Annotated in this window: 26 protein-coding genes and 1 tRNA gene; 10 read left to right on the top strand and 17 right to left on the bottom strand. The window is 40.2% G+C overall.

Translation table 11 applies throughout. The annotated features are described in order from the left end of the window. Window positions 1-67: 67 nt before the first annotated feature. Complete coding sequence (locus J699_RS17940) at window positions 68-646, bottom strand: YceI family protein (protein ID WP_005229947.1); 579 nt, start codon at window positions 644-646, stop codon at window positions 68-70. A gap of 225 nt (window positions 647-871) precedes the next feature. On the opposite strand from J699_RS17940, the gene J699_RS17945 reads away from it, so the two are divergent. Then, window positions 872-1,282 (top strand): OsmC family protein, encoded by a 411-nt coding sequence (locus tag J699_RS17945; protein ID WP_032868938.1) that lies wholly within the window; start codon window positions 872-874, stop codon window positions 1,280-1,282. 37 nt (window positions 1,283-1,319) lie between these two features. Here the strand turns inward: J699_RS17945 and J699_RS17950 are convergent, their stop codons facing one another. Then, the gene (locus tag J699_RS17950; protein ID WP_171070861.1) at window positions 1,320-1,952 is read right to left on the bottom strand and encodes a hypothetical protein; all 633 of its coding nucleotides are present in this window, start codon (window positions 1,950-1,952) and stop codon (window positions 1,320-1,322) included. 140 nt (window positions 1,953-2,092) lie between these two features. Further along, on the bottom strand, window positions 2,093-4,081 hold the full coding sequence (gene tkt / locus J699_RS17955; RefSeq protein WP_032868936.1) for a transketolase: 1,989 nt from the start codon (window positions 4,079-4,081) through the stop codon (window positions 2,093-2,095). A 383-nt stretch (window positions 4,082-4,464) separates the two neighbouring features. Here tkt and metK point away from each other — a divergent pair, with 383 nt between their 5' ends. Further along, window positions 4,465-5,631, top strand: coding sequence for a methionine adenosyltransferase (gene metK / locus J699_RS17960; protein WP_004771809.1), 1,167 nt, complete (start codon window positions 4,465-4,467; stop codon window positions 5,629-5,631). Between the two features lie 53 nt (window positions 5,632-5,684). Here the strand turns inward: metK and J699_RS17965 are convergent, their stop codons facing one another. Further along, window positions 5,685-5,942 carry a hypothetical protein gene (locus J699_RS17965; RefSeq protein WP_005229937.1) on the bottom strand — a complete coding sequence of 86 codons (258 nt, stop codon included), beginning with the start codon at window positions 5,940-5,942 and terminating at the stop codon, window positions 5,685-5,687. A gap of 242 nt (window positions 5,943-6,184) precedes the next feature. On the opposite strand from J699_RS17965, the gene J699_RS17970 reads away from it, so the two are divergent. Next, complete coding sequence (locus tag J699_RS17970; RefSeq protein WP_032868935.1) at window positions 6,185-6,367, top strand: hypothetical protein; 183 nt, start codon at window positions 6,185-6,187, stop codon at window positions 6,365-6,367. Window positions 6,368-6,412: 45 nt separating this feature from the next. Here J699_RS17970 and J699_RS17975 read toward each other — a convergent pair whose 3' ends face one another. The 10 genes from J699_RS17975 to J699_RS18015 form a co-directional block, all read right to left on the bottom strand. Then, window positions 6,413-6,985, bottom strand: a complete 573-nt coding sequence (locus J699_RS17975) for an FxsA family protein (protein WP_005285233.1) — start codon at window positions 6,983-6,985, stop codon at window positions 6,413-6,415. Window positions 6,986-7,171: 186 nt separating this feature from the next. Continuing rightward, a complete protein-coding gene (locus J699_RS17980; RefSeq protein WP_005285230.1) occupies window positions 7,172-7,606 on the bottom strand; it encodes a DUF333 domain-containing protein in 435 nt (144 codons plus the stop codon). A gap of 152 nt (window positions 7,607-7,758) precedes the next feature. Beyond that, window positions 7,759-8,253, bottom strand: a complete 495-nt coding sequence (locus tag J699_RS17985; RefSeq protein ID WP_032868934.1) for a hypothetical protein — start codon at window positions 8,251-8,253, stop codon at window positions 7,759-7,761. A 32-nt stretch (window positions 8,254-8,285) separates the two neighbouring features. Continuing rightward, on the bottom strand, window positions 8,286-8,447 hold the full coding sequence (locus J699_RS19435) for a hypothetical protein (protein WP_005229928.1): 162 nt from the start codon (window positions 8,445-8,447) through the stop codon (window positions 8,286-8,288). A 179-nt stretch (window positions 8,448-8,626) separates the two neighbouring features. Continuing rightward, window positions 8,627-10,045 carry an NAD(P)/FAD-dependent oxidoreductase gene (locus tag J699_RS17990; RefSeq protein WP_032868932.1) on the bottom strand — a complete coding sequence of 473 codons (1,419 nt, stop codon included), beginning with the start codon at window positions 10,043-10,045 and terminating at the stop codon, window positions 8,627-8,629. 531 nt (window positions 10,046-10,576) lie between these two features. After that, complete coding sequence (locus J699_RS17995; RefSeq protein ID WP_005229924.1) at window positions 10,577-10,789, bottom strand: cold-shock protein; 213 nt, start codon at window positions 10,787-10,789, stop codon at window positions 10,577-10,579. A 478-nt stretch (window positions 10,790-11,267) separates the two neighbouring features. Then, on the bottom strand, window positions 11,268-11,477 hold the full coding sequence (locus tag J699_RS18000) for a cold-shock protein (protein WP_004771798.1): 210 nt from the start codon (window positions 11,475-11,477) through the stop codon (window positions 11,268-11,270). Window positions 11,478-11,955: 478 nt separating this feature from the next. Further along, entirely contained in the window at window positions 11,956-12,165 is a 210-nt protein-coding gene (locus J699_RS18005) for a cold-shock protein (protein ID WP_004661816.1), read from the bottom strand. A gap of 107 nt (window positions 12,166-12,272) precedes the next feature. Continuing rightward, window positions 12,273-12,506 (bottom strand): hypothetical protein, encoded by a 234-nt coding sequence (locus tag J699_RS18010; protein ID WP_005229922.1) that lies wholly within the window; start codon window positions 12,504-12,506, stop codon window positions 12,273-12,275. A 189-nt stretch (window positions 12,507-12,695) separates the two neighbouring features. After that, window positions 12,696-12,772 (bottom strand) — tRNA-Met (locus J699_RS18015). A gap of 320 nt (window positions 12,773-13,092) precedes the next feature. Between J699_RS18015 and ruvC the strand changes: the two genes are divergently transcribed. Further along, window positions 13,093-13,638 (top strand): crossover junction endodeoxyribonuclease RuvC, encoded by a 546-nt coding sequence (gene ruvC, locus J699_RS18020; protein ID WP_005229920.1) that lies wholly within the window; start codon window positions 13,093-13,095, stop codon window positions 13,636-13,638. Here ruvC and J699_RS18025 read toward each other — a convergent pair. Then, window positions 13,635-15,128: a bifunctional ADP-dependent NAD(P)H-hydrate dehydratase/NAD(P)H-hydrate epimerase gene (locus J699_RS18025; protein ID WP_032868930.1), complete on the bottom strand. Its 1,494-nt coding sequence runs from the start codon at window positions 15,126-15,128 to the stop codon at window positions 13,635-13,637. The genes ruvC and J699_RS18025 overlap by 4 nt on opposite strands. A 23-nt stretch (window positions 15,129-15,151) precedes the next feature. Between J699_RS18025 and queG the strand changes: the two genes are divergently transcribed. Both queG and bioB read left to right on the top strand, forming a co-directional pair. Next, entirely contained in the window at window positions 15,152-16,276 is a 1,125-nt protein-coding gene (gene queG / locus J699_RS18030; protein WP_032868929.1) for a tRNA epoxyqueuosine(34) reductase QueG, read from the top strand. Between the two features lie 79 nt (window positions 16,277-16,355). Next, a complete protein-coding gene (gene bioB / locus J699_RS18035; protein WP_032868928.1) occupies window positions 16,356-17,345 on the top strand; it encodes a biotin synthase BioB in 990 nt (329 codons plus the stop codon). Between the two features lie 46 nt (window positions 17,346-17,391). On the opposite strand, the gene J699_RS18040 is transcribed toward bioB, so the two are convergent. After that, window positions 17,392-17,604 carry a hypothetical protein gene (locus tag J699_RS18040; RefSeq protein ID WP_032868927.1) on the bottom strand — a complete coding sequence of 71 codons (213 nt, stop codon included), beginning with the start codon at window positions 17,602-17,604 and terminating at the stop codon, window positions 17,392-17,394. Between the two features lie 135 nt (window positions 17,605-17,739). Next, window positions 17,740-18,087 (bottom strand): hypothetical protein, encoded by a 348-nt coding sequence (locus J699_RS18045; protein ID WP_005229912.1) that lies wholly within the window; start codon window positions 18,085-18,087, stop codon window positions 17,740-17,742. 500 nt (window positions 18,088-18,587) lie between these two features. Here J699_RS18045 and J699_RS18050 point away from each other — a divergent pair, with 500 nt between their 5' ends. From J699_RS18050 to J699_RS18065, 4 genes are all read left to right on the top strand, one after another. Continuing rightward, window positions 18,588-19,121 (top strand): fimbrial protein, encoded by a 534-nt coding sequence (locus tag J699_RS18050; protein ID WP_032868926.1) that lies wholly within the window; start codon window positions 18,588-18,590, stop codon window positions 19,119-19,121. An 80-nt stretch (window positions 19,122-19,201) separates the two neighbouring features. Further along, window positions 19,202-19,936 (top strand): molecular chaperone, encoded by a 735-nt coding sequence (locus J699_RS18055; protein WP_032868925.1) that lies wholly within the window; start codon window positions 19,202-19,204, stop codon window positions 19,934-19,936. Window positions 19,937-19,999: 63 nt separating this feature from the next. Beyond that, window positions 20,000-22,573 (top strand): fimbria/pilus outer membrane usher protein, encoded by a 2,574-nt coding sequence (locus J699_RS18060; protein ID WP_032868924.1) that lies wholly within the window; start codon window positions 20,000-20,002, stop codon window positions 22,571-22,573. Next, entirely contained in the window at window positions 22,570-23,583 is a 1,014-nt protein-coding gene (locus J699_RS18065; protein ID WP_032869227.1) for a fimbrial protein, read from the top strand. Before J699_RS18060 ends, J699_RS18065 begins: the two co-directional genes overlap by 4 nt. Window positions 23,584-23,846 lie beyond the last annotated feature (263 nt).

Here is a 23,846-nt window from a genome sequence, read left to right as displayed (position 1 = left end):
ATGAATAATAGGCAAATAAAAAAGCCTGAATAAGCTAGTCATTCAGGCTTTTTGATCAATTTCGATATTACTTTGCAGCAGTTGCTTCAGTTGTAATATTCACAGTGATCTTATCACCCACATTAGGCACATAATTTCCGATACCAAATGCTGAACGATTAAAGCTGGTGGTTGCATTAAAGCCAATTGCAGGTACTTTCGCCATTGGATGCTCGCCTTGTTTATTCAGTACAGCATCTAATACCACAGGTTTAGTTACACCTTTCACAGTCAAATCACCTGTAATTTTAAAGTGCTTTTTGTCTTTAGTTTCCACTTTGGTGCTTTTGAAAGTAATGTTTGGATATTTTGCAGCATTAAACCATGCTTCTTCCTGGAACTCTTTGTCTAAGGCAGGCACATTAGTATTGACGCTGCTTAAAGGAATCGTGACTTCAACTGATGAGTTTGCAGGTTTTGCATTATCAACTTTAATTGTACCCTGAATATCAGTGAAGTTTGCACTTGGTGTAGAGAAACCAAAGTGGTTCCAGCTGAATACTGTCGCAGTATGTGTTGGATCAATTTTATAATCGACTGGCGCAGCCAACGTTACAGAACTAGCTAAAGCGACTGCTAAACCGAGGCTTAATGTTTTAAATTGCATTTTTGGTATCCTTGTTTGATATAGCCATTAGTGTATAGATCAAGTATTTTTATTCACTAGTCTTTATAAAACGATATGTTTCATCCATGCAACAATAAAAGCGTTACAGTTATTATGTAAAACGCCTATCATAAGACTAACCGCTACTCGACAATTGATCTGAGAAATAACACGATCAGTTCATATATAGATTTAAATTCACAAAGATAAACAACAAGGTAGAATATGACACATACAGCTCAAGCACTTAGTACTTCAACACCTTATCGCGTTACATTGACAGATTCTTCTGGTCATAGCTGGTATGCAGATGAGCCAGCCGATAAAGGTGGTCAAGATACTGCACCCAACCCAGTTCAGCTGTTACTGTCAGCTTTAGGTGCCTGTACGACCATTACCTTAGAAATGTATGCCAATCACAAAGGCATCAAGCTTGAGCATGTGCAGGTGGATTTAGCCTTAAATCCCAATGGTGAACCTGAATCAGGACACAACAATATTGAACGTAAAATTATCTTAAAAGGTGAATTTACCGAAGATCAGCACAAACGTTTGTTAAAAGTTGCGGAAAGCTGCCCGATTCATAAGTTATTGACCTCAAATATTTCGATTCAGAGTGAATTAAGTATTGGGTAAGAGATATAAATATGGTCTTTATGTTAAAGACCATATTTTACAAAAAATTAATCTTGAACTGATAATTTAGTTCCTGACAATCAAATTCTTCCAACATATGCTGAGGAATGATCTGTTTTGCTTCTGGGCTTATAATCATATAAATTAAGTCATACCAATTCACTTCACTTTTGTCATCTGGACAGTAGAAAAGCCCCTGTTTCTGGTCCAATTTAATATATTTTTCATCGATACTTCTTAACTCATAACCATATTTATTGGTTAAAAGCAGGTTAATCAGTTCTATAATTTTTGTCTTATACTGCGGAAAAAACTCTGGTTTTTCAAAATTATGAACCATATCCAAGCTTGCCATCTTCAAAAAATGTGTTTCATACGTATCAATACAATTGACGCCAAAGACCCGCCAAGTAGATAAATTTTCAATGTTGTTCAAACTCTGAATTAAACTGTCTGTATATTTAAACAATTGATATTTGCATAGATTCTGTTTTGGATCTTCTGTGCAAAGAATTTCTGTATCAAAACCTATATCGAGATCAGCCATTGTACTTTGTTCAAATAAAGCTTCTCTAAGTTTTAAACGCCATTCATCACACTCAAAATAATAAGTCTGGTTAGCTGCGATTCTACAAATTATTGAAAATAAATATGGGTGCATGTAATTCATAATAATTTTTATTCCCCTATAAAACCAAAGAGTATTTCATAATTTCTTTAACTTTCTATCACTATTGTTTTAAGAAACTCAATTCACAAATGTAAAAAAGCGCCCTGAATCAGGACGCTTTTTTATACCACTTAATTCAATTAAGCAGTCAATTCTTTAACCGCAGCAACAACCGCTTCAGTAGTAATACCGAAGAACTGGAACAAGTCTTTTGCTGGCGCAGATTCGCCGTAAGTGGTCATACCGATCACTTTGCCGTCTAAACCAACAAACTTCCACCAGTAGTCTACATGAGCCGCTTCAACCGCTACACGTGCACGGATATGCGCAGGCAATACCGCTTCACGATATGCAGCATCTTGCTTCATAAACTCTTCGGCACATGGCATAGACACCACACGCACACCTTCAAGTTGTGCATATGCTTCCATTGCTAATGAAACTTCAGAACCTGTTGCGATAATGATTGCTTTCAACTCACCTTTCTCTTCAGCAAGTACATAACCACCTTTTGCAACGTTTTGAATTTGAGCTTCATTACGCGCTTGGAATGGCAAGTTTTGACGAGAGAAAATTAACGCAGATGGGCCTTCTTTACGTTGAAGTGCAGATTTCCAAGAAACAGCAGCTTCAACCGTATCACATGGACGCCAAGTATTTAAGTTTGGTGTACCGCGTAATGATGCAATTTGTTCGATTGGCTGATGCGTAGGACCATCTTCACCCAAACCGATTGAGTCATGCGTATACACATGAATCACACGTTGCTTCATCAATGCAGACATACGTACTGCATTACGCGCATATTCCATAAACATCAAGAATGTTGCTACGTAAGGAACAAAACCGCCATGTAAAGCGATACCATTCGCGATTGCTGTCATACCGAATTCACGCACACCATAGTACACGTAGTTGCCCGCTGGATTTTCTTGAACACCTTGGCAACCTTTCCAAAGTGTTAAGTTAGAGCCCGCCAAGTCAGCCGAACCACCTAATAATTCAGGAAGTAATGGACCGAACGCTTGTAGCGTATTTTGGCTTGCTTTACGTGTCGCAATGGTTTCAGCTTTGGCATTGGTTTCAGCAATGAAAGCATCTGCTTGTGCTGCGAACTCAGCTGGCAAATCGCCATTGATACGGCGTAATAATTCTGCTGCTTCAGTTGGATATTTTGCTTGGTATTGAGCAAACAATTCATTCCAAGCTGCTTCAGAGCTTTGACCTTTTGCTTTTGCATCCCAAGCTGCATAAACATCTTCAGGGATAACAAATGAATCTTCTTTCCAGCCTAATGCTTCACGGGTTAAAACGATTTCGTCTTTACCGAGTGGTGCACCGTGACAGTCTTCTTTACCTTGTTTATTTGGTGAACCCAAACCAATCACTGTTTTACAGATAATGATCGTTGGTTTGTTGCTTTCAGCTTTCGCTTCTACAGTCGCTTGACGAATTGCATCAGCGTCATGACCATCTACACGAAGCACTTGCCAACCATAAGCTTTGAAACGTTGTTCAGTATCATCGCTGAACCAGCCTTCAACTTCACCATCGATCGAGATACCATTGTCATCGTAGTATGCGATTAGCTTACCCAGACCTAATGTGCCTGCAAGTGAACATACTTCGTGAGAAATACCTTCCATCAAGCAGCCATCGCCAAGGAAGCAGTAAGTGAAGTGATCAACAACGTTTAAGCCATCTTTGTTGAACTGTGCAGCCAACGTTTTTTCAGCTAATGCAAAGCCGACTGCATTGGCAATCCCCTGACCCAATGGACCAGTTGTAGTTTCAATACCAGGCGCATAACCATATTCAGGGTGGCCCGGTGTTTTAGAATGTAATTGACGGAACTGTTTTAAATCTTCAATAGATAAATCATAACCCGTCAAATGCAATAACGCATATTGCAACATTGAGCCATGACCATTCGACAACACAAAACGGTCGCGGTTCGCCCATTGCGGGTTGGTCGGGTTATGATTTAAAAATTCACGCCAAACTACGTCAGCGATATCTGCCATCCCCATTGGTGCACCTGGATGCCCTGAGTTTGCTTGTTGCACAGCATCCATTGCCAAGACACGAATTGCGTTTGCAATACGACGTTCATTTAAAGGGGTTGTCATAAGTCAGAATCCGATTAAATCAAATAAGATGAGAGAAGATGAGAAATCATCTTTCAAAAACTGAGACTATTGTCTTAAAAAAACGCCAAGGGGTAAAGTCCAATACACGATATTTCTTGTTTTTCACGCAATCATTTAACATTAAATGTGTAAATGTTCATACGATAGGCGACGTCTGTGCTTCCTTGTAAAAAATTTAAACAGTAAATTACAGATTTATTCATATCAAAAACTATAAATATCAATTTCCCTGATACACATATCAATAAAAACATCATGAAAATGAAATAAATTCACGCTTTTTAGTCAGCTTGTGCTAGTCCTATGCGCCAAGTCGATGTAACATACTCTGTCTTTTTGAAAATACCAATGATAGGACGTTCATGCGCGAGTATGCTGTTTTTACTTCAGAATCTGTAAGCGAAGGTCATCCAGATAAAATGGCTGACCAAATTAGCGATGCAATTTTAGATGCAATCCTAAGAGAAGACCCGTATGCGCGTGTCGCTTGTGAAACATTAGTAAAAACAGGTGCGGTTGTTCTTGCTGGTGAAATCACAACGACAGCAAATGTGGACTTTGAAGCGATTGTACGTCAAACCGTCAATGGAATCGGTTATCACCATTCTGATTTAGGTTTCGATGGTTCAACTTGTGCCGTGATCAACATGATCGGTAAACAGTCTCCTGAGATTGCACAAGGTGTTGATCGCCAGAAGCCAGAAGATCAAGGTGCAGGTGACCAAGGTTTGATGTTCGGTTATGCAAGCCGTGAAACCGATGTGCTGATGCCTGCCCCAATCTCTTATGCGCACCGTTTAATGGAGCGTCAAGCAGAATTACGTCGTTCAGGTGCATTACCATGGTTACGCCCAGATGCGAAAAGCCAGGTGACTTTTGCTTATGAAAATGGCAAACCGGTTCGTTTAGATGCAGTTGTTTTATCAACGCAACATGATCCTGAAATTTCTCAAATCCAGTTAAAAGAAGCTGTAATCGAAGAAATCGTTAAACCGATCATTCCTGCTGAAATGTTCCATGCAGGCACGAAGTTCCACATCAACCCGACAGGTATGTTCGTCATTGGCGGTCCTGTAGGTGACTGTGGCTTAACAGGTCGTAAAATTATTGTAGATACCTATGGCGGTATGGCGCGTCATGGTGGTGGTGCTTTCTCTGGTAAAGACCCATCAAAAGTTGACCGTTCAGCGGCTTATGCGGGCCGTTATGTAGCAAAAAATATTGTTGCAGCTGGTTTGGCAGATAAATGTGAAATTCAGGTGAGCTATGCAATCGGTGTTGCTGAACCGACTTCGATTTCAATCAATACCTTTAATACCGGCAAAGTATCGGATGAGCTGATTGTTCAACTTGTACGTGAACATTTTGACTTACGTCCATATGGCATTACCCGTATGTTGAATCTGATTCAACCTATGTATAAGCAAACAGCAGCTTATGGTCATTTTGGCCGTGAAGGTTCTGATTCTGCATTTACCTGGGAAAAAACCGATAAAGTTGACATCCTTAAGGATGCTGCTGGACTGTAATTCCGCTACTGTAAAAAAGCTCGCCATGGCGAGCTTTTTTATTGCCCCAGAAATTATTTATTTGAATTGGTATTGTCCTGTTTGAACATCTCCAGCAGCGAATTGCTTTGCACTGGCTGATCTTCTTGATGATGCTGACTATATAAATGTGCAAGTTTAATCACAACCACCACTGCCAGACAGGCAGCAACACAAAACATCCACATGCCATACGGGCTGCGAATATGCTGAGAACCACAATAAGGGCACTCTTTATCTGTTGATGCAACGACCTTGTCACAACATGCACAATGATATTGATATAACATCATTCATATCTCCTCTTTATTTTTTTATTTTCTTTTTACAACAAATACTCATATGTCACACTTTTATCCTATGAGAAAAAAAACCATAATTCAATCACGTTTTCTGACCTACACATTCAAATTAACAAATTTTTATGACAATTTGATTAGAATCTTAAGTTTGACTCAATGATTAAGCTGTTCATTTTATTTTGATCTTTCATGTAATTTGATAAAATAAGATTTTACGCAGTGTGGAGTAACGCATGGCCCAATTGATCAATAAAGGTGGATTTCGCGAACGCGCCAATCGTAGTCGCAAGTACCAACAGTCAGAAAACGAGGTGACCCCCCTGCCACCGAGCCAATATCAGCCGCCTTCCAAAGAAACAGCTACGTCTACCAATCCAGAATCACCCGATCCAGCCCACCCCAAAGACCAAACATAAAAAAGCACACCAAATAAAGTGTGCTTTTTATAAAAATGAAATGAATTAATTCACATCTTTAAATTCAATTTGCTTCTGATCCGGTTTTACTTCACGTGCTTCACCATCAATAATGGTTGAGTCCCGATGCTGACCACCACCTTGTTGCTGGTTTTGCATATCTTGCATCTGGCGCATTAGATCAGCAAACGGATTTTGCCCTGCTGCACCACCGCTCATGCCACCCATACCGCCCATCATTTTATCCATCATGGCTTGCTGACGTTTGGCCATAGTTTTCATCAAGGCATTGCGGAATGCGGTTTGAACTGGTGGAATCAAGACCAATACTGCCAACACATCAGAAATCAAACCAGGAATCATCAATAAGAAACCTGCCATCGCAAGTGCCAGTTTCTTGGTAACAGCAGGATCACCACCCAACTGACCTGTCATCTGCATTTGCTGTAATTGCGGCATAATCGTTGAAGCACTTGAACGCAACAGGTTTAAACCAATAAAGAATGCGATGATGAACCAGAAAAAGACATACCACATACTTCCAACGAGGTCACCCACGCCAATCCAGACTAAAACCTCGGCAATTGTGCCAAATACCACGATAAGAAGTAGATTCATGTCAAATCTCTAAAATTAAAACCTTGTGCAATATTGATGAATCAATCCTGACACAACAAATAAAATAAACCCAATAAAGTTAATGATGGGTACATTTTCAAATTTATCAAGTCTTGTAAAAAAGCTTGTATAAAAAAGCTCCCAATTAAATTTGATCTAATTGAGAGCCCAAAGCGTCTTTAAAAATTAGCCACAAGTTGCTTGGGTAATTTTCTTCGATTGAGGATCAATCGTTACGGTCACACGATTTTCACGGTAATCCATGGTAACAGGCTGGTTTGGACCCACACTGCGAACAATTTCAGATTTGGTTTTTTGTTTAATCTGTGCTTCTGTTAAACCCGACTGACCGATTAACTTGGTTGCTTCGTCAGCGATACATTTTGGCTGGCTTGCACGGAACAGTTCCCATTCTTCAACCACCTGGCCATTTGGTAATTTGCAATAACCCACCTGACCATTGGCTTCATTGCGGATTTCCAGTTGTCCACCCTGGTCTACGCAGAATTTACTTGCTGGGTTAGGCATACCAATTTTTGGTGGCGTCATATCTTTATTTGGAGTTGCTGAACACGCTGCTAATGAAGCGACAATTGCACCTAAAAGTAAGATCTTTTTCATAATTTGAATTCTGATAAAGTGAAAAAGCAAAGATAACAAAATAACTTAACTTTTTATGTCAATGATTTGAAACAAGATGCAAACTTATATTCGATTCATAATTTTTTAAAAGTACTTATAAGCCTTTTAAAGGCTTTAACTTTCCGGCCTACTCATCTGCCTATAATTTTTTGTTTATTTGCTATTTTTCTTAAGCGATATTGCATTTCCTGCGCAATGTCTTGATTTTGACTTTGTGCATAGCGCTTTAACACAGCCATTGCATCTAGCGTACCAATATCTGCTAAAGCATGACTAAACCATTTTGCAATAACACCATCGTCAGAAGCAGTATATTCAAAACGCTTAAAATCCTGTTCAAGGATTCTGGCAATAATTGCGACGCTTGATGGATGAGCAAGACCTTGCAATTCTTTGGTTATCATTTGGTGCTGGTCATGTCCATCCAACAATAATAAATGATTTAGTGCCGAAGCTCTGATTTCCAGATTCTCTATTTTAAATGCCACATCGACTACAAATTCAAGTGTATCAGTCTCATTTTGCTGAACACCACGCTCAAACATTTCTAACAAATACGTCACTTTGTTTTGATCAGCTATGTTCACGTCCTCCCAGAATGAATCTATTCTTGCATCATGATTCAAAACAGAATCTCCTTTTTCTCAAATCCTAATTATTATTGGATAATAATATATTCCAACCGAATCGCCTCATCGACCAAATAGTGCTCTTTGATGATATAAAAATAAGGTCGCGTATTAATCCACGCGTCCATTGCCAGAATCGCTTCCGTATAGCCAGTGAATGCCGGAAAATCTTTGACTTGTATGATATCCATGAGCTGATCTCTTTTTTATCAAGCCTAGCACACGCAGTGCATTTTACTAAAGCATAAAATCTAGCCAGATTCATTAATGGATTTTTATACGGCCCTGTTCCATAGCCCAACATTACAAAACCAAGATGCAAAGTGCCTCTAGATAAGAGGCACATTTTAGGGACAAGATAGATCAATATTTAGAAAGAGACCATTTTCCCGGGATTCAACATGCCTGTCATACCATACCAGCCTTTTGACATTGGAATCGCCAACGGCGCCAGCAAACGTCCAAATAAAATATCACTATGCTGGATTTTGGTGAGCATTGCATAATCGGTATTTAAACCAGAAAAATCATCCGCAATCGCCTTACCGATCCTTACGGTTTGAGCCACACCATGACCACTCCAGCCGTGCACCGCATAAATTGGATATTTTTCTCCAAATTTACGGTTATCCGTCGCCCCGTTTACGGTCAGATCACTGACGCCACTCCAGCAGAAGTCCATCTCTACCTGGTTGAGCTGCGGAAACACTTTATGGGTTCGGCCCAGCAAATATTGATTGATACGCCCTACGCTCCAGCTGGTGCCGGTTCCTTGCCCACCAAATAATAAACGGTTTTTCGAAACACCACGATAATAGTCAATCTGCAACTGCGTATCATAGACCGGATGATCCTGCGGTAATAACTCGGTCAACGGCACCTCCAAAGGTGCGGTCACCGCAATATAAGTATGAAATGGAATCGCTGTCTGTTTTTTCTCAGGCAATAATTTAAAAGCATTGTGATGCACGGCAATCACAACGCTTTTACGCGCTTTGATGGTACCGCCGCTCGTATTGACATAGACCCCGTCAGCCTGCTCAGAAATAGACAATACTTCGGTCTGCTCGAATACTTGACCGCCATTTTTACAAAAGCCATGTACCAAAGCACGGTTTAAAGCCAGCGGCTGGATATGACCACCCAAATCATCGACCAGTCCACCTTTATACAGGTCAGATTTAATCAATTGTTTCAGTTCATATTCGCCCATCACCGTGGTGTTGTTTTCACCTAAGTACTTTCTGGCATCTGCGCCTTGCGTCAAAGCAATAAGATGCCCCTCATGTACCGCAGCGGTAATATGTCCACGCTTACGCGCCAGCTCAACATCATATTTTTCACTGATCTGGTCGATTAAGGACATTGCCTCGGTAGAGGTAAAATGCCAAAGCTTTTTCGCATCTTCATAGCTAAAACGCTTGATCATTTCTTCCGCTTCCCAACGGGCCAAACCAGGTGTGAGTTGTCCACCATTTCGGCCAGAAGCAGATGAACCGATGCGGTTTTTCTCCACCAGAATCGTATCCACGCCCTGTTCCGACAAATGCAACGCTGCCGAAGCGCCCAATAAACCCCCACCAATCACCACAACATCACATACTTGGTCCAAATTGAGTGCATCAAAGGTATGCCAGTCGTCTAAAGAACTCTCATAATAATTGGCTGGATGTTCAAATTCCCCATGCTTAGGATTGACCCAGCTCCACTCATTCGAATTTTGAGATGCTTTACTTTCCTTAAAGACCACATCATCTAAATGGATTGGTTTATTAATACCGTTAAACATTTGAAATTCACCCAAAAAATAAATTTTCTTACTTCACAATAAGACAAGGTTACCGCCAAAACAGTGATTAATAAAACCAGAATCTTTCAATATTTTTGATAGTTTATTTTCTAGAAAAGCGCTATGGCGACAAATTTTAAAAACATTAAAAAAGCACCCGAAGGTGCTTTTCATTTCTATAGGCTGGTTGCAATTAGAACCATAAAGCTAAACAACAACGTGCCTAAAGATCTTTTACAATGTACATGAACTTCCTGCTCAAACCCTTGAGCATACGACTCCAAGTTTTCCATAACCCTAACGCTCATTAAATGTACTGCACTTGTTAATTTGCCTAATAAATTAACACAATAAAATTAGCAAAAAGTCGTAGTCCTGACTAGCACAAATTTTGCACAAAAAAGTTGTTTTATGACAAAAATAGGCGCTTAACTCAAAATAATTAAATATTTAATTTAGAGCAATCCAAAAACAGGGATACAAAAAAAGCCCACGAAGGTGAGCTTTTTTTTATATGGTTTTTTTAGTGTTCTAGGGAACAACCGTAATCCCTGTTGCTTGTGGGCCTTTTTTACCATCGGTAATGGTAAATGTCACACGTTGACCTTCATGTAAAACTTTAAAACCGCTACTTTGGATTTCGCTGAAATGAGCAAAAACATCCTGTCCAGAATCAGCATGAATAAAGCCAAAACCTTTGGTTTCGTTGAACCATTTCACTGTACCCGTCACAGTATTCGACATATATTTAACCTATTTAATAAATTTTGGGGTGCTTGCTAGCACGTAACTTGGAATCATAAACTCTGAGATTAGATCTGATAAAACGAAAGGTTTATTCAAATGATGAAATGCAAGATTTACTGAATCAGCAGCGTTATTCTTCTCGTTGTAATTTACTATACACCAGTTTACTTTTTAGGCACAATGAATATTTATTGATCGCACCCAAATAGCCTGACTTATTGATCGGCACAGCGATTCCCCTACTGCCATCCCTATAACTTTTATAATACATTTCAAATAATTATAAGCCTGTTTTGCTTTAAAAATTATACCTTAAAATAATGATATAAATTTTTAACATATTATTTCATCGAATTTTAGCGTGCAAATAGAAGCAAGCAGCCCATTAGCAAATGCTGAGACCGTTCACTCCACACTATTTTCATCACAAAAAAAGCCCACAACGTGTGTGAGCTTTTTTTTACTGGTCTAAAAATTAGATAACAGTGATAAGGGTTGCTTGTGGTCCTTTCTTACCTTGACCAAGTACGAAAGAAACGCGTTGGCCTTCTTGTAATACTTTAAAACCTTTGCTTTGGATTTCGCTGAAGTGTGCAAAAACATCTTCACCAGAATCAGCTTGAATGAAACCAAAACCTTTAGTTTCGTTAAACCACTTAACAGTACCGGTAACTGTATCAGACATACTTTTAAACCTTTTAAAATTTGTTCATTTATAAGTTAAATCAAAATTTTTTAATCATGATTTAACTTAATCTATCTTTATTTGACAGATACTGCAAGCATACCAAACTTTAAGCCATACGAGATAGTAGATTGAGAGAAGTATAGATAGTTTTATCCCCTAAATAGATGAGGTTGGACTTTAATAAACCAAATCATTTGTAAATAACATTCACTGTTAAATCAAAAAATTACCTGTAGAGGCTAAGCGATCTAGCATCTAAAAACTGAGATTTAGCCAAATAAAAAATATTTTTGTTTTTTCTGCTCAAAATATTTTTTTGCATCAAGATTTAAATTTAAGCCTGGTTTCTTATGCAAAATTCAACTTTTAGCCCTACAATTCACTTCAGCACAGCTATGGGTAAAGACCCAAACGGCAATTTGTTCAGATATAAAAAAAGCCCACCTAAAGTGAGCTTCATTTTCAAGCAATCTTATTAGATAACTTTAATTGTTGTTGCTTGTGGTCCTTTTTTACCTTGACCAAGTACAAACGAAACGCGTTGGCCTTCGTTTAATACTTTGAAACCATTGCTTTGGATTTCGCTGAAGTGAGCAAAAACATCTTGGCCAGAATCAGCTTGAATGAAACCAAAACCTTTAGTTTCGTTAAACCACTTAACAGTACCAGTAACTGTATCAGACATACTTTTAAACCTTTAAACTTTGTTCATTTATGAGTTAAATCAAATTATTAATATTGATTTAACTCAATCTATCTTTAACCAATAGATACTTCAAGTGCGTAAATCATCTATGTTAATCGATAAAGCTGATTAACATCGGTATAGAAGCTTTTGCCATCTAGATTAAAATCGATTTCCCGACCTGACTCTAGCTGGATTTTCTTTCCAACTTCCACCCATTTGAAACCATCCAACGTATTTTGCTGACGTTTCATCGGGATAATTTGCACACAAATTTCATTGCCATTGCTGGCTTTGGCTACACGCCATTCATTAATAATTTTCAACACAAAATCACTCATTCCTGAGCTCAAGTGATCGATTTGGATTTACTATAACGCTAGATATATGGAGAGAGGCAAACTACAATTCTAGAATCTAATAATTTTTAGCTTTCTTTAGGGTTATTTCAGCTAACTTAATTGCTGTCTAATCTTTCAGATAACAACAACTCAATAATCACAGAGCTAATATTCGATTAACTTTAAAAGTGGTAGCGGGAGCTGGATTTGAACCAACGACCTTCGGGTTATGAGCCCGACGAGCTACCAGACTGCTCCATCCCGCAACAACATATTGATCAACATCTTCGATCAATGAGATGCTTTATACGCCCATCTCCCCCACAATGCAAATTTTTTTTAGAAAAATCACATAATTTACGCTCTAACGCTTAAATTAAATACAAATTGATCAAAATCCCCTCAGATTAAGCCATATCGATCAAACTGTTGAAATGAGACCGAATTGCAGGATAATTAACCGAACAAACCGAATTTGCTTAATAAATCTGCTATTTTGTTATAATTCAAAATCCTACAAAAATAATATGCATCAAAAAGCCTGCTATGTAACAATATCAACAATCTTTTATTGTTATAGTTCGACATGTCATTAATTATTGGTATTGATCCCGGCTCACGCTTAACAGGTTACGGAATTATCGAAAAAGATGGCAATAAACTACGTTTTGTCGATGCAGGCACCATTCGTACCGAAACCCAAGAAATGCCAGAACGTTTAAAACGTATCTTTGCCGGGGTTGAACGGATTGTTAAATTTCATGGTCCAACTGAAGCAGCGGTAGAGCAAGTCTTTATGGCGCAGAATCCCGATTCGGCATTGAAACTCGGTCAGGCACGCGGTGCTGCAATTGCCGCTCTAGTTAATCTGGATTTACAGGTGGCTGAATATACCGCACGACAAATTAAACAGTCTGTGGTCGGTTACGGCGCAGCAGATAAAGAACAGGTCCAGATGATGGTGATGCGTTTACTGAACCTGAGCATCAAACCACAGTCTGATGCTGCCGATGCCCTAGCTGCCGCCATTTGCCATGCCCATGCTTCGGGCAGTATGAGTAAAATGGCTGTGCTTAATGCATTAGGTGGCATGGCTCGTGGCCGCAGCCGTGTCAGCAGCAGACGCCGTTAGTCATTTTGATTGACTACCTGATAAATCATTTTGCCCATTTCATGCGCCTGTAATCCGCGCATCCCCTTTTCAGCCAACAGATCACCTGCCTGTGCATGTAAGCTCACGATTTCATGCAAAGCAATCTGCTGATGAAACTGTGCTTTTAAACTGGCAATCATGCCTGCCAGTACATCACCCATTCCACCTGTACCCATGCCCGCATTGCCTTGGGTACAAATGACTAATTCTTTCTCTAAAATGAGACTGCCCGCGCCTTTAAGTACCCATTGACCAGCGTACTTTTGCTGCAACTGCTGAATTGCTGCAATACGGTCCTGTTCAATTTCCTTGGCGCTACAACCTAACAAGGTCGCCGCCTCACCGGGATGCGGGGTGGCATACACATGATTATTTAACTGTTGTGGATCTTTTGCCAAAAACCAGAGCGCGTCGGCATCAAGTACCACGTCTAAATGAGAATTTTGATTCAGTCGCACAAACCATTGCTGATAAATTTGTTCAGCCCATTGATCCCGTCCTAAGCCCATACCCAAACCTACCGCATCGACATGTTCAAGTAATTGCTCGATGCCCTCCTGATCCAGAAGATTGATGTCTCTAACCATAATATTAGGTGAGCGTGCCAGAATAGCCTGATGGTGTTTGGCATGACAGACTACACTGACTTTGCCAGCTCCAGCATGAAAAGCGGCTTCAGCCGACATGATAACGGCGCCACCCATATCTGCATGACCGCCTACCACCAATACATGGCCATAACTGCCTTTATGTCCAAAGGCTTGCCGCTTGGGCAAGATCACTGTTTCGGGAGACAGATAAGCCAGCGGCTTTAATTGTGTATCTGGCGGAATCAGGCTGACTAACTGTAAATCGCCAACATATTGCTTGCCTTGACCTGTGAATAGGCCAGCCTTATAACCCAAAATTGTAAAAGTTTGATCTGCCTGTATCGCAACAGGTAAAGCCTGGCCTGTGTTGGCTTGCAAACCGCTGGGAATATCAATCGAGATTTTTAACCCTGTCTGGGCATTAAAGAGCTGGATAATCTTTTGCCAATATTGGTCGAGTTCCCGATTCAAGCCAATGCCAAATAAGGCATCAATATGACAATCAAAACCTGGAATTTCTTGATGGACTGCTGTTTCTGACAATATATAATCGATGGTTTGAATATCGACTTGATAAGACTGCGCATAATCTGCAGCTTGTTGTAAATCCGCTGATTGTCCGAGTTTTGTCGCAAACACGGTCACTTTTATTCCCTGCTGCTTCATATAGGCAGCCATATAGTAGCCGTCTCCAGCATTATTGCCTTGTCCGCACCAGACTGCGATCTTTTGAATTTTCTTTGACTTAAATTGCGGAATTAACTGTTGCGAGATCACCCATGCGGCTTGCTGCATTAGCCCCAAGGATGAATTTTGCTGAGCAAACCAACGCTGTTCCCATGCTTGGATACTCTGGCTATGGTAAACTACACCTTGCATGTTCTCTCCCTCATTCTTGGTTTATGGCTTCAACCTCCTCATCTCAGACGCAATCTCAACAGATTGAACTACAGCAGCTCGATCCACAAGCACTGAAGGCTTGGATTAAACAACAAGCTTTGGATTTGGGTTTTTCTGATTGTGTCATTGCCAAACCAGATGCTCAAGATCAAATGCCACGTTTTAAAGAATATTTAGAACGCGGATACCATGCAGACATGCACTATTTAGAGGAAAATCTGGAAAAACGTGCAGATCCAACCTTACTTGTGCCCGGTACAAAAAGCATTATTTGTGTGCGCATGAACTATCTTGTGGCATCACCGAAGCCCCGTTATGTTCCATTTGAACCAAATTCAGCCATTATTGCGCGTTATGCACGGGGCCGTGATTATCACAAAGTCATGCGTGGACGGCTAAAGACTTTAGCCACGCGTATCCGGGAAAAAGTCGGTGATTTTGAATCGCGCCCCTTTGCTGACTCTGCTCCGATCTTTGAAAAATCGCTGGCTGAAAGTGCAGGCATGGGATGGACCGGGAAACATACCCTACTCATTCATAAAAAATCAGGCTCTTTCTTTGTCTTAGGTGAACTGTTTACGTCACTGGAACTGCCTTTTGACCAACCTGCAACTGCACATTGCGGCTCATGTACCGCCTGTATCGACATTTGTCCGACCCAAGCCATTGTTGAGCCCTACATGCTGGATGCACGAAAATGTATCGCTTATTTAACCATTGAATATAAAGGCATCATTCCTGAAGAATTACGCTCGGGTATTGGTAACCGTATTTTCGGCTGTGATGACTGTCAACTGATTTGCCCGTGGAACAGCTTTGCCAAAACTGCTTCCATTCCGGATTTTGATCCAAGGCATGGTCTGGATAATATCAGCCTGCTGGAGATCTGGCGCTGGGATGAAGCCACTTTTCTTGCCAATACCGAAGGCAGCCCGATCCGCCGTACTGGTTATCAATCCTTTAAACGTAATATTGCAATCGGCCTTGGAAATGCTCCATACTCAGCTGAAATTGTCACGGCCTTGCAAGATGCAAAAACGTGGCACGACGAGATTGTCAATGTGCATATTGACTGGGCAATTCAACAGCAATTGCAACAGGCAGATATGCCCCAAATAGAAAAATGATGTTTTTTGCCCTTTGGCTTTGGCACGATTTCTGTATGATTAGTCTCAATGTTTGTCATCAATCATCATGGATATAACAATGACCTTACGTAATGACTGGACTCGTGATGAAATCCAAGCTCTATATGATCAACCTTTTCTAGACTTAGTTTTTGAAGCGCAAAGCGTACATCGTCAACATTTCCAGGCCAACTCGATTCAGGTCAGCACCCTTCTTTCCATTAAAACGGGTAAATGTCCTGAAGATTGTAAATATTGTTCGCAATCGGCGCATTACGATTCAAAATTAGAAGCTGAAAAACGTATTGCGGTTGATAAAGTCATTCGTGAAGCACAGGCTGCCAAAGAATCAGGCTCTTCACGTTTCTGTATGGGCGCTGCATGGCGTAATCCGCATGAACGTGATATGCCATATGTGCTTGAAATGGTACGTGAAGTAAAAGCATTAGGCCTTGAAACCTGCATGACCTTAGGTATGTTGAACCAGTCACAAGCCGAGCGTTTAAAAGATGCAGGCCTAGATTATTACAACCACAACCTGGATACTTCCCGCGAATACTATTCTCATATTATTAGCACGCGTACTTTTGATGATCGTCTGGATACTTTAGATCACGTTCGTCAAGCAGGCATGAAAGTTTGTAGTGGTGGTATTGTTGGGTTGGGCGAAAGCCGTAATGACCGTATTGGTCTATTACATGAACTGGCAACCATGCCTGTCCATCCTGAATCAGTCCCAATCAACATGCTGGTCCCTATCGAAGGTACACCACTTGCTGATGTCGAAAAACTAGATGTTACCGAATGGATCCGTACCATTGCGGTTGCACGTATCATCATGCCACACAGTTATATCCGCCTTTCAGCAGGTCGTGAATCACTCAGTGATTCTGATCAGGCACTTGCATTTATGGCGGGTGCAAACTCGCTCTTCTCTGGCGACAAATTATTAACCACACCAAATGCCGGCGAAGGAAAGGATCAAATCCTGTTTGCTAAATTAGGTTTAACCGCAGAGAAACCAAAACCGACCGTTGCGGAACTTTCGGTCGATGCCATGAGTGCATAAATGAAAAAGCCTTGTCAAATGACAAGGCTTTTTTTTAGATGAAAAATCAGATAGATGTCACCAGAATGCCATACTTGGCAGTTAGATACATGCCGACTCGAATAATATCCACGCCTGCTGCATGTGAAACTGACAGTTCCTGAGTATGCACATCAAAATGTAATGAATCGAAAACCTCCTGATGATGTATCAGCCAGGTTATTGTCTCTGCCATATTGTCATCGACAGTATAGGTTTCTGATTTAAAATCCTTATTCATTAAGCCAATCTAATCATTGAATACATGACACTATCATAGCGAATAGACAGCTTTAAATCAGCTAAGTCAAAGACATTTAGCGCTATGAATGCTCGCTAAATGTCTCAATAAGGCTTGGCCGTTTTAAGCTTGAGTTTAAGCAGCCTTTGGATTCACTATCGTCTGACCTGATTTCAAACTATCAACTGCTTTCGGGTTAAATTCCAGAGTCAACACGTGATTATCTAAATGGACATGATATGAACGAATCAATGACTGCTGCCCTTCATCTGTTTCAAGCACATATTCATCTGCAATATTTAAAATCCCTTCCAGATTGGTCGTACTTGAGGCACGGTCGTGACCAAACAGATCATAGATGGTTTGCAGATTAAAGCTGGTTTGTTTTTCCAATGGATGGCTTTTCAGATGACTTTCCAGAAATAAAACCAATTTATGTGCAAAGAAATAGTAATTCGGTTTATGGGTATAAAGCATGTTCATTGAAAGCTCCTCTTGAGGTTTTTTTCATCTAATCATGACTAAAAAACTAAAGATTGAACCTTAAAAAATTCTTAAAACCAGTACGCATATTTTGTTAACGGATTGTCATTTTTCTTCAAAATTGTTAATCAAAAACTACAAAAAAGTATTTGTTTTACATTTTTTCTCGGCAAAGTATTTTTCAGCCAGCCCCATAATTATGTATAAAAAATAAACAATCTGTTGTTTTTTTCTAAAGGAAAAATCAATCAATCTTTAGAAATATTAAAAAAAAAGATTAAAAAAATTGAATTTTTACTCTATAAAATATGAAAATGTAATCTATATCAAAAACTTATTTTAAATCGGAATTTTAGATTAAAAAAATACATAAAATGTGACGTAATTTGCACTTTTTAAATTAATTGCGATATATTTTGCGCATTACTTGTTCAGCGCAAAAATTCAACTGAAAAGTAATTTTAATTCAAACTTTTAGCTGATGTATTCGAGAAATTATTATGAAAAAACTTGCTTTGATCGCTACTCTTTCAGTTGTAGGTATTGCTAACGCTCAAGCTGCTGATGGAACGATTACAATTAATGGTCTAGTGACAGACAAAACTTGTGACATCGTAACTCCAGCAGGTAAAGACTTTACCGTAACACTTCCAACTGTATCTAAACAAACACTTGCAAAATCAGGTGATGTTGCTGGTCGTACCCCATTCCAAATTAACCTAGATAAATGTTCAGCGGGTAAAGTTGCAACTTACTTCGAACCAGGTGCAACTGTTGATTTTAACACTGGCCGTTTACTTAACCAAAACGCTGCTGGTGCTAAAAATGTTGATGTTCAACTTTTAGGTAGCAACAACCAAGTTATTCCAGTACTTGCTGCTGGCAGTAACGGTGCTCAAGCAAACTCTCAATGGGTTGATGTAGTAGAAGGCGGTACTGCTGACCTTAACTACTATGCTGAATATTATGCAACTGGCGCTTCATCTGCTGGTGAAGTAAACACTTCAGTTCAATATACAATTATTTATCAATAATCTATTGGTAGACTTTGCGGGTTTCTAGACTTCTAGGAATTCGCAATTGTAAATTTCACGCAATCATAGAGTAAATTTAAATGGCACTGAACGGTTACAATTTTTTGCTTGGTTTAACACTATCATCAGCATTTATCGCAACTCATACCCATGCAGAAATTATTTTGCACGGCACTCGTGTGATTTACCCGTCTGATGCACGTGAAGTAACTTTGCAAGTGAGTAACAACGGTTCTAAACCATCCCTTGTTCAGGCTTGGATTGATGAAGGTGATGCTAAAAGTACACCGGACCAGTCAAAAGTTCCATTTATGATTACCCCACCGATTTCGCGTGTTGATCCAACGAAGAGTCAATCCCTTCGTATTACGGCATTACCTAATGCAGCTCAGTTAAATCAAAAACAAGAAACCGTTTTTTGGCTGAATGTTCTGGATATTCCACCACGACCAACAGCGAATAGCAAAGATGCTGTTCCTGATAATTTTTTACAGCTTGCGATTCGTTCACGCATTAAATTTTTCTATCGCCCGGCGAGTATTAAAACTGATGCCAATCTTGCAGGTGAAAAATTGCAATGGATTAAAAGCGGACAAACGCTGATTGTAAAAAATCCAACACCGTTTCACGTCACTATGACGGCGATTTACCAGCAAAATGCAGGAAAGCCGGTGGATCTATTACCCAAAGGTTTAATGCTTGCACCTTTTTCAGAAGACAAAGTCCAGTTAAAAACGGGAAATACTGAAAAGATGAGCTATGTCAGCATTAATGATTATGGCGGTCGTATCGAACACCAGATCAAGCTTCAATAACAAACAAATTTATTCCCAATCCATAAATGATTTTGTACCTATCATTGAATAGGCGAACCGATTATGTCAAAGAAAAATGCAACAGCTAAATTCTTGAAGCGTCGTATCTGTTATTACCTGACTTCAGGGGTAATCACCGTAACGCTGCCTATGGCTGTTTATGCAGTAGAACAGACAACAGAACAAGCAGCACCCATGGAAGCGGAATTCGACTCTGTTTTTTTAATCGGTGATGCGCAAAAAGTCGATATTTCCCGCTTTAAATACGGCAACCCTGTTTTACCGGGTGAATATAACGTTGATGTCTACATCAATGGCAACTGGTTCGGCAAAAGAAGAATGATGTTTCGTTCAACGGAACAAAACCAGAATGCCTTTACCTGTTTTACCTCAGGTTCATTACTTGAGTACGGCGTAAAGCAAGCAGTTCTGGTCAACCGTACTGAATCGAATGCGCCAAATGCATGCTATAAAATTGAAGAATGGATTGAAAATGCCTATTACGATTTCGATACCTCACGCCTGCGTATCGACATTTCGATTCCACAAATTGCATTACAAAAAAATGCCCAGGGCTATGTAGATCCGAGTATCTGGGATCGCGGTGTTAATGCCGGATTTTTATCGTATAGCGGTAGTGCTTACAAAACCTTTAACCGTTTAAATGATAATAAAGAGACTACTAATGCCTTTATGGCAATTACAGCGGGTGCAAACATTGCAGGATGGCAACTTCGCCATAACGGTCAGTGGCAATGGCAAGATGGCGCTCAAAGTGAATTAGACCCAACAAATAAGAAAAAATCAAACTACGAGTCTACCAGCACTTATTTACAACGTGCCTTTCCTCAATATCGTGGGGTTTTAACCTTGGGTGATAGCTTTACCAATGGTGAGTTATTTGACTCATTCGGTTATCGCGGACTAGATTTTTCGAGCGATGACCGCATGCTGCCGAATAGTATGCTCGGCTATGCGCCCCGTATTCGTGGTAATGCAAAAACCAATGCGAAAGTAGAAGTTCGTCAACAGGGTCAGTTGATTTACCAGACCACGGTTGCACCAGGTAGCTTTGAAATCAATGATCTCTACCCGACAGGTTTTGGTGGTGAACTTGAAGTTTCGATTATTGAATCGAATGGTGAAATACAAAAGCTAGCGGTTCCTTATGCGTCTGTTGTGCAAATGCTGCGCCCCGGACTCAGCCGCTACTCGATCACTGCCGGTGAGTTCCGCGACCGTGATATTGATTTAACGCCGTGGGTGACGCAAGGTAAATACCAACGTGGTATTAACAACTACTTGACCGGCTATACCGGCTTTCAACTGGCTGAAGACTACAGTGCCTTACTATTAGGTGCCGCGGTAGCAACACCTATTGGTGCGGTCTCTTTTGACGTGACCCAGTCCAATACTGACTTTGACAAGCAAGGTTCACAATCCGGACAAAGTTTCCGTCTCAGCTATAGCAAACTGATCTCACCGACCAATACCAACTTAACCTTGGCAGCCTATCGTTATTCGACGGAAAACTATTATAAATTACGTGATGCCCTGCTCATTCGTGACCTTGAAGATAAAGGTGTGAATACCTTTGCGGTAGGTAAACAACGCAGTGAATTCCAGATTACCCTGAACCAAGGCCTGCCTGAGGGCTGGGGTAATGTTTATATGGTCGGTTCGTGGAATGATTACTGGAACCGTAATGAGACCAGTCGCCAATATCAAATCGGTTACAGCAATAATTATCATGGTTTGACCTATGGTCTTTCTGCGACCAATCGTGAGATTGAATACGGTTCAAGAAATCAAACCCGTGATACTGAATATTTGATGACCCTTTCTTTCCCGATCAATTTCAGAAAGAGTTCTGTCAACGTCAATGCGACCGCGTCTGAAAACAGCCGCACCGTGGGTATGAGTGGTATGGTCGGTGATCGTTTTAACTACGGTGCTTCTGTATCTCATCAAGATAGACAAAACCCGAGTTTTAACGTGAATAGCCGTTATCGTACGAACTTTGCGACCGTAGGTGGCTCATATAGCATCGCTGATTCTTATCAACAGGCGATGCTCAGTGTAAGTGGCAGTATCGTTGCACATGAAAAAGGTATCCTGTTTGGTCCAGAACAAGGGCAAACTATGGTGCTGGTCTATGCACCAGATGCTGCAGGTGCCAAAGTTAACAATACCGTTGGTCTCAGCGTAAATAAGGCTGGTTATGCCGTGATTCCGTATGTCACACCTTACCGTTTGAATGACATCACACTTGATCCGCAAGAAATGTCAACCAATGTTGAATTGGAAGAAACCAGCCAGCGTATTGCCCCATTTGCGGGTGCGATTGCAAAAGTAGATTTCTCGACCAAGAAGGGTTATGCCATCTATATCAATACCAAAACAGCAACAGGTGAGAGCTTACCATTTGCATCGCAAGTTTTTAATGCTAAAGATGAATCTGTTGGTATTGTTGCCCAAGGCAGCATGGTGTATTTACGTACCCAAGAGCCAAAAGGTGATCTGTATGTAAAATGGGGCGAAGAAGCCAATGAACAGTGCCACTTCAGTTATGATGTTAGCGCACAAATTTCTAAAGATCAGCAAAGCATGATCATGTCTGAGGCCGTATGCAAATGAAAAAATTACTTGTAAGTACTGCCTTAATGGCTGCTGGCTTTGGTGTGAATACCGCAGCTCAGGCTGCTTGTTCAACCAGTACATACTTCCGGACTATTGACGTGTCTATGCAGGTTGGCCGTGTTGTAGTACGTCCGAGCGATCCAGTCGGGAAGGTCTTGGTTAAATCTCTTTTTGAAATTCGTCCAGACTCTAGAACTACATATAGTTGTAATAGTAGCGATATGATGGTCGCACGTTTACTCCAAAATTATGCATTGAGTCCACTGGGCGACAATATCTATTCCACCAACATTCCTGGAATTGGAATTCGTCTTTATCGAGAAGCTTTTAATGCAACAAACTTCTCAGGCTATTATCCTTACACTCGTCCAGTACCGAGTACACGTATTAGCCTTGCTGAAGGATATTTCGTTGTTGAAATTGTAAAAACAGCAGAAAATACCGGCTCAGGAACATTAGTGCCAGGCGTATACAGTACCTATTATGCTGGAAACCGAAATGATCGCCCTTTTTTGACCAGTACTGTTTACGGTAATGCCATTACGATCGCATCTTCATCTTGTGAGTGGAGAGGTAATATTAATAAAGCGGTACAACTTCCAACTGTAATGAAGTCAGGCTTTAAAGGGATAGGTTCTACACAAGGCGACCATGCTTTTGAACTCAACATTTTGTGTAATGGTGGTGAAAATCAAACAGGTTATGAAGAGAAGAACCTGATTAGTTTAACCTTTGATTATCAACAAGAAGGTAATAACACTCAGGTTTTAAAGAATCTCGAACCGAATGCGACAAAAGCAAATGGTGTCGGTGTGCAGCTTGTATCAAATTATCAAAATAAAAATCAGGTGATTGGGCTAGGTAATAAGTTGGAGCTAGGAACTGTAAAATCGAACCAAACCGTTCAATATAATGTTCCTCTCACTGCTCGCTACTACCAAACTGCAGCCAATGTTACAGCGGGTAAAGTCCGTGCCATGGCAACCGTAACCATCCAATACGATTAAACTTCTACTAGGCCTCTTCTCCCCAAAGAGGCTTTTTTATTCTCTATGCAACAGCAACACATCATTTAACTACATCTGTCCCTGTAACACTTCCATGTTTAAGTAATCAAATCCCTTTCTATAAATACCTAAAACTAAGTAAATTACTCTAATTTTTTAAATCCACATTATAATAAAAATATGTGACAGAATTAACAAAATCAATTTATTATATTAATTATCAATTTAAAAATAAAACCTTAAATAGATCACACTTTAAATAA

This window comes from Acinetobacter sp. 1000160 (assembly GCF_000588715.1).
Taxonomy (GTDB): domain Bacteria; phylum Pseudomonadota; class Gammaproteobacteria; order Pseudomonadales; family Moraxellaceae; genus Acinetobacter; species Acinetobacter courvalinii.
Note: the sequence above shows the minus strand (reverse complement) of the source record. Positions and strands in the feature narration are given on the sequence as shown.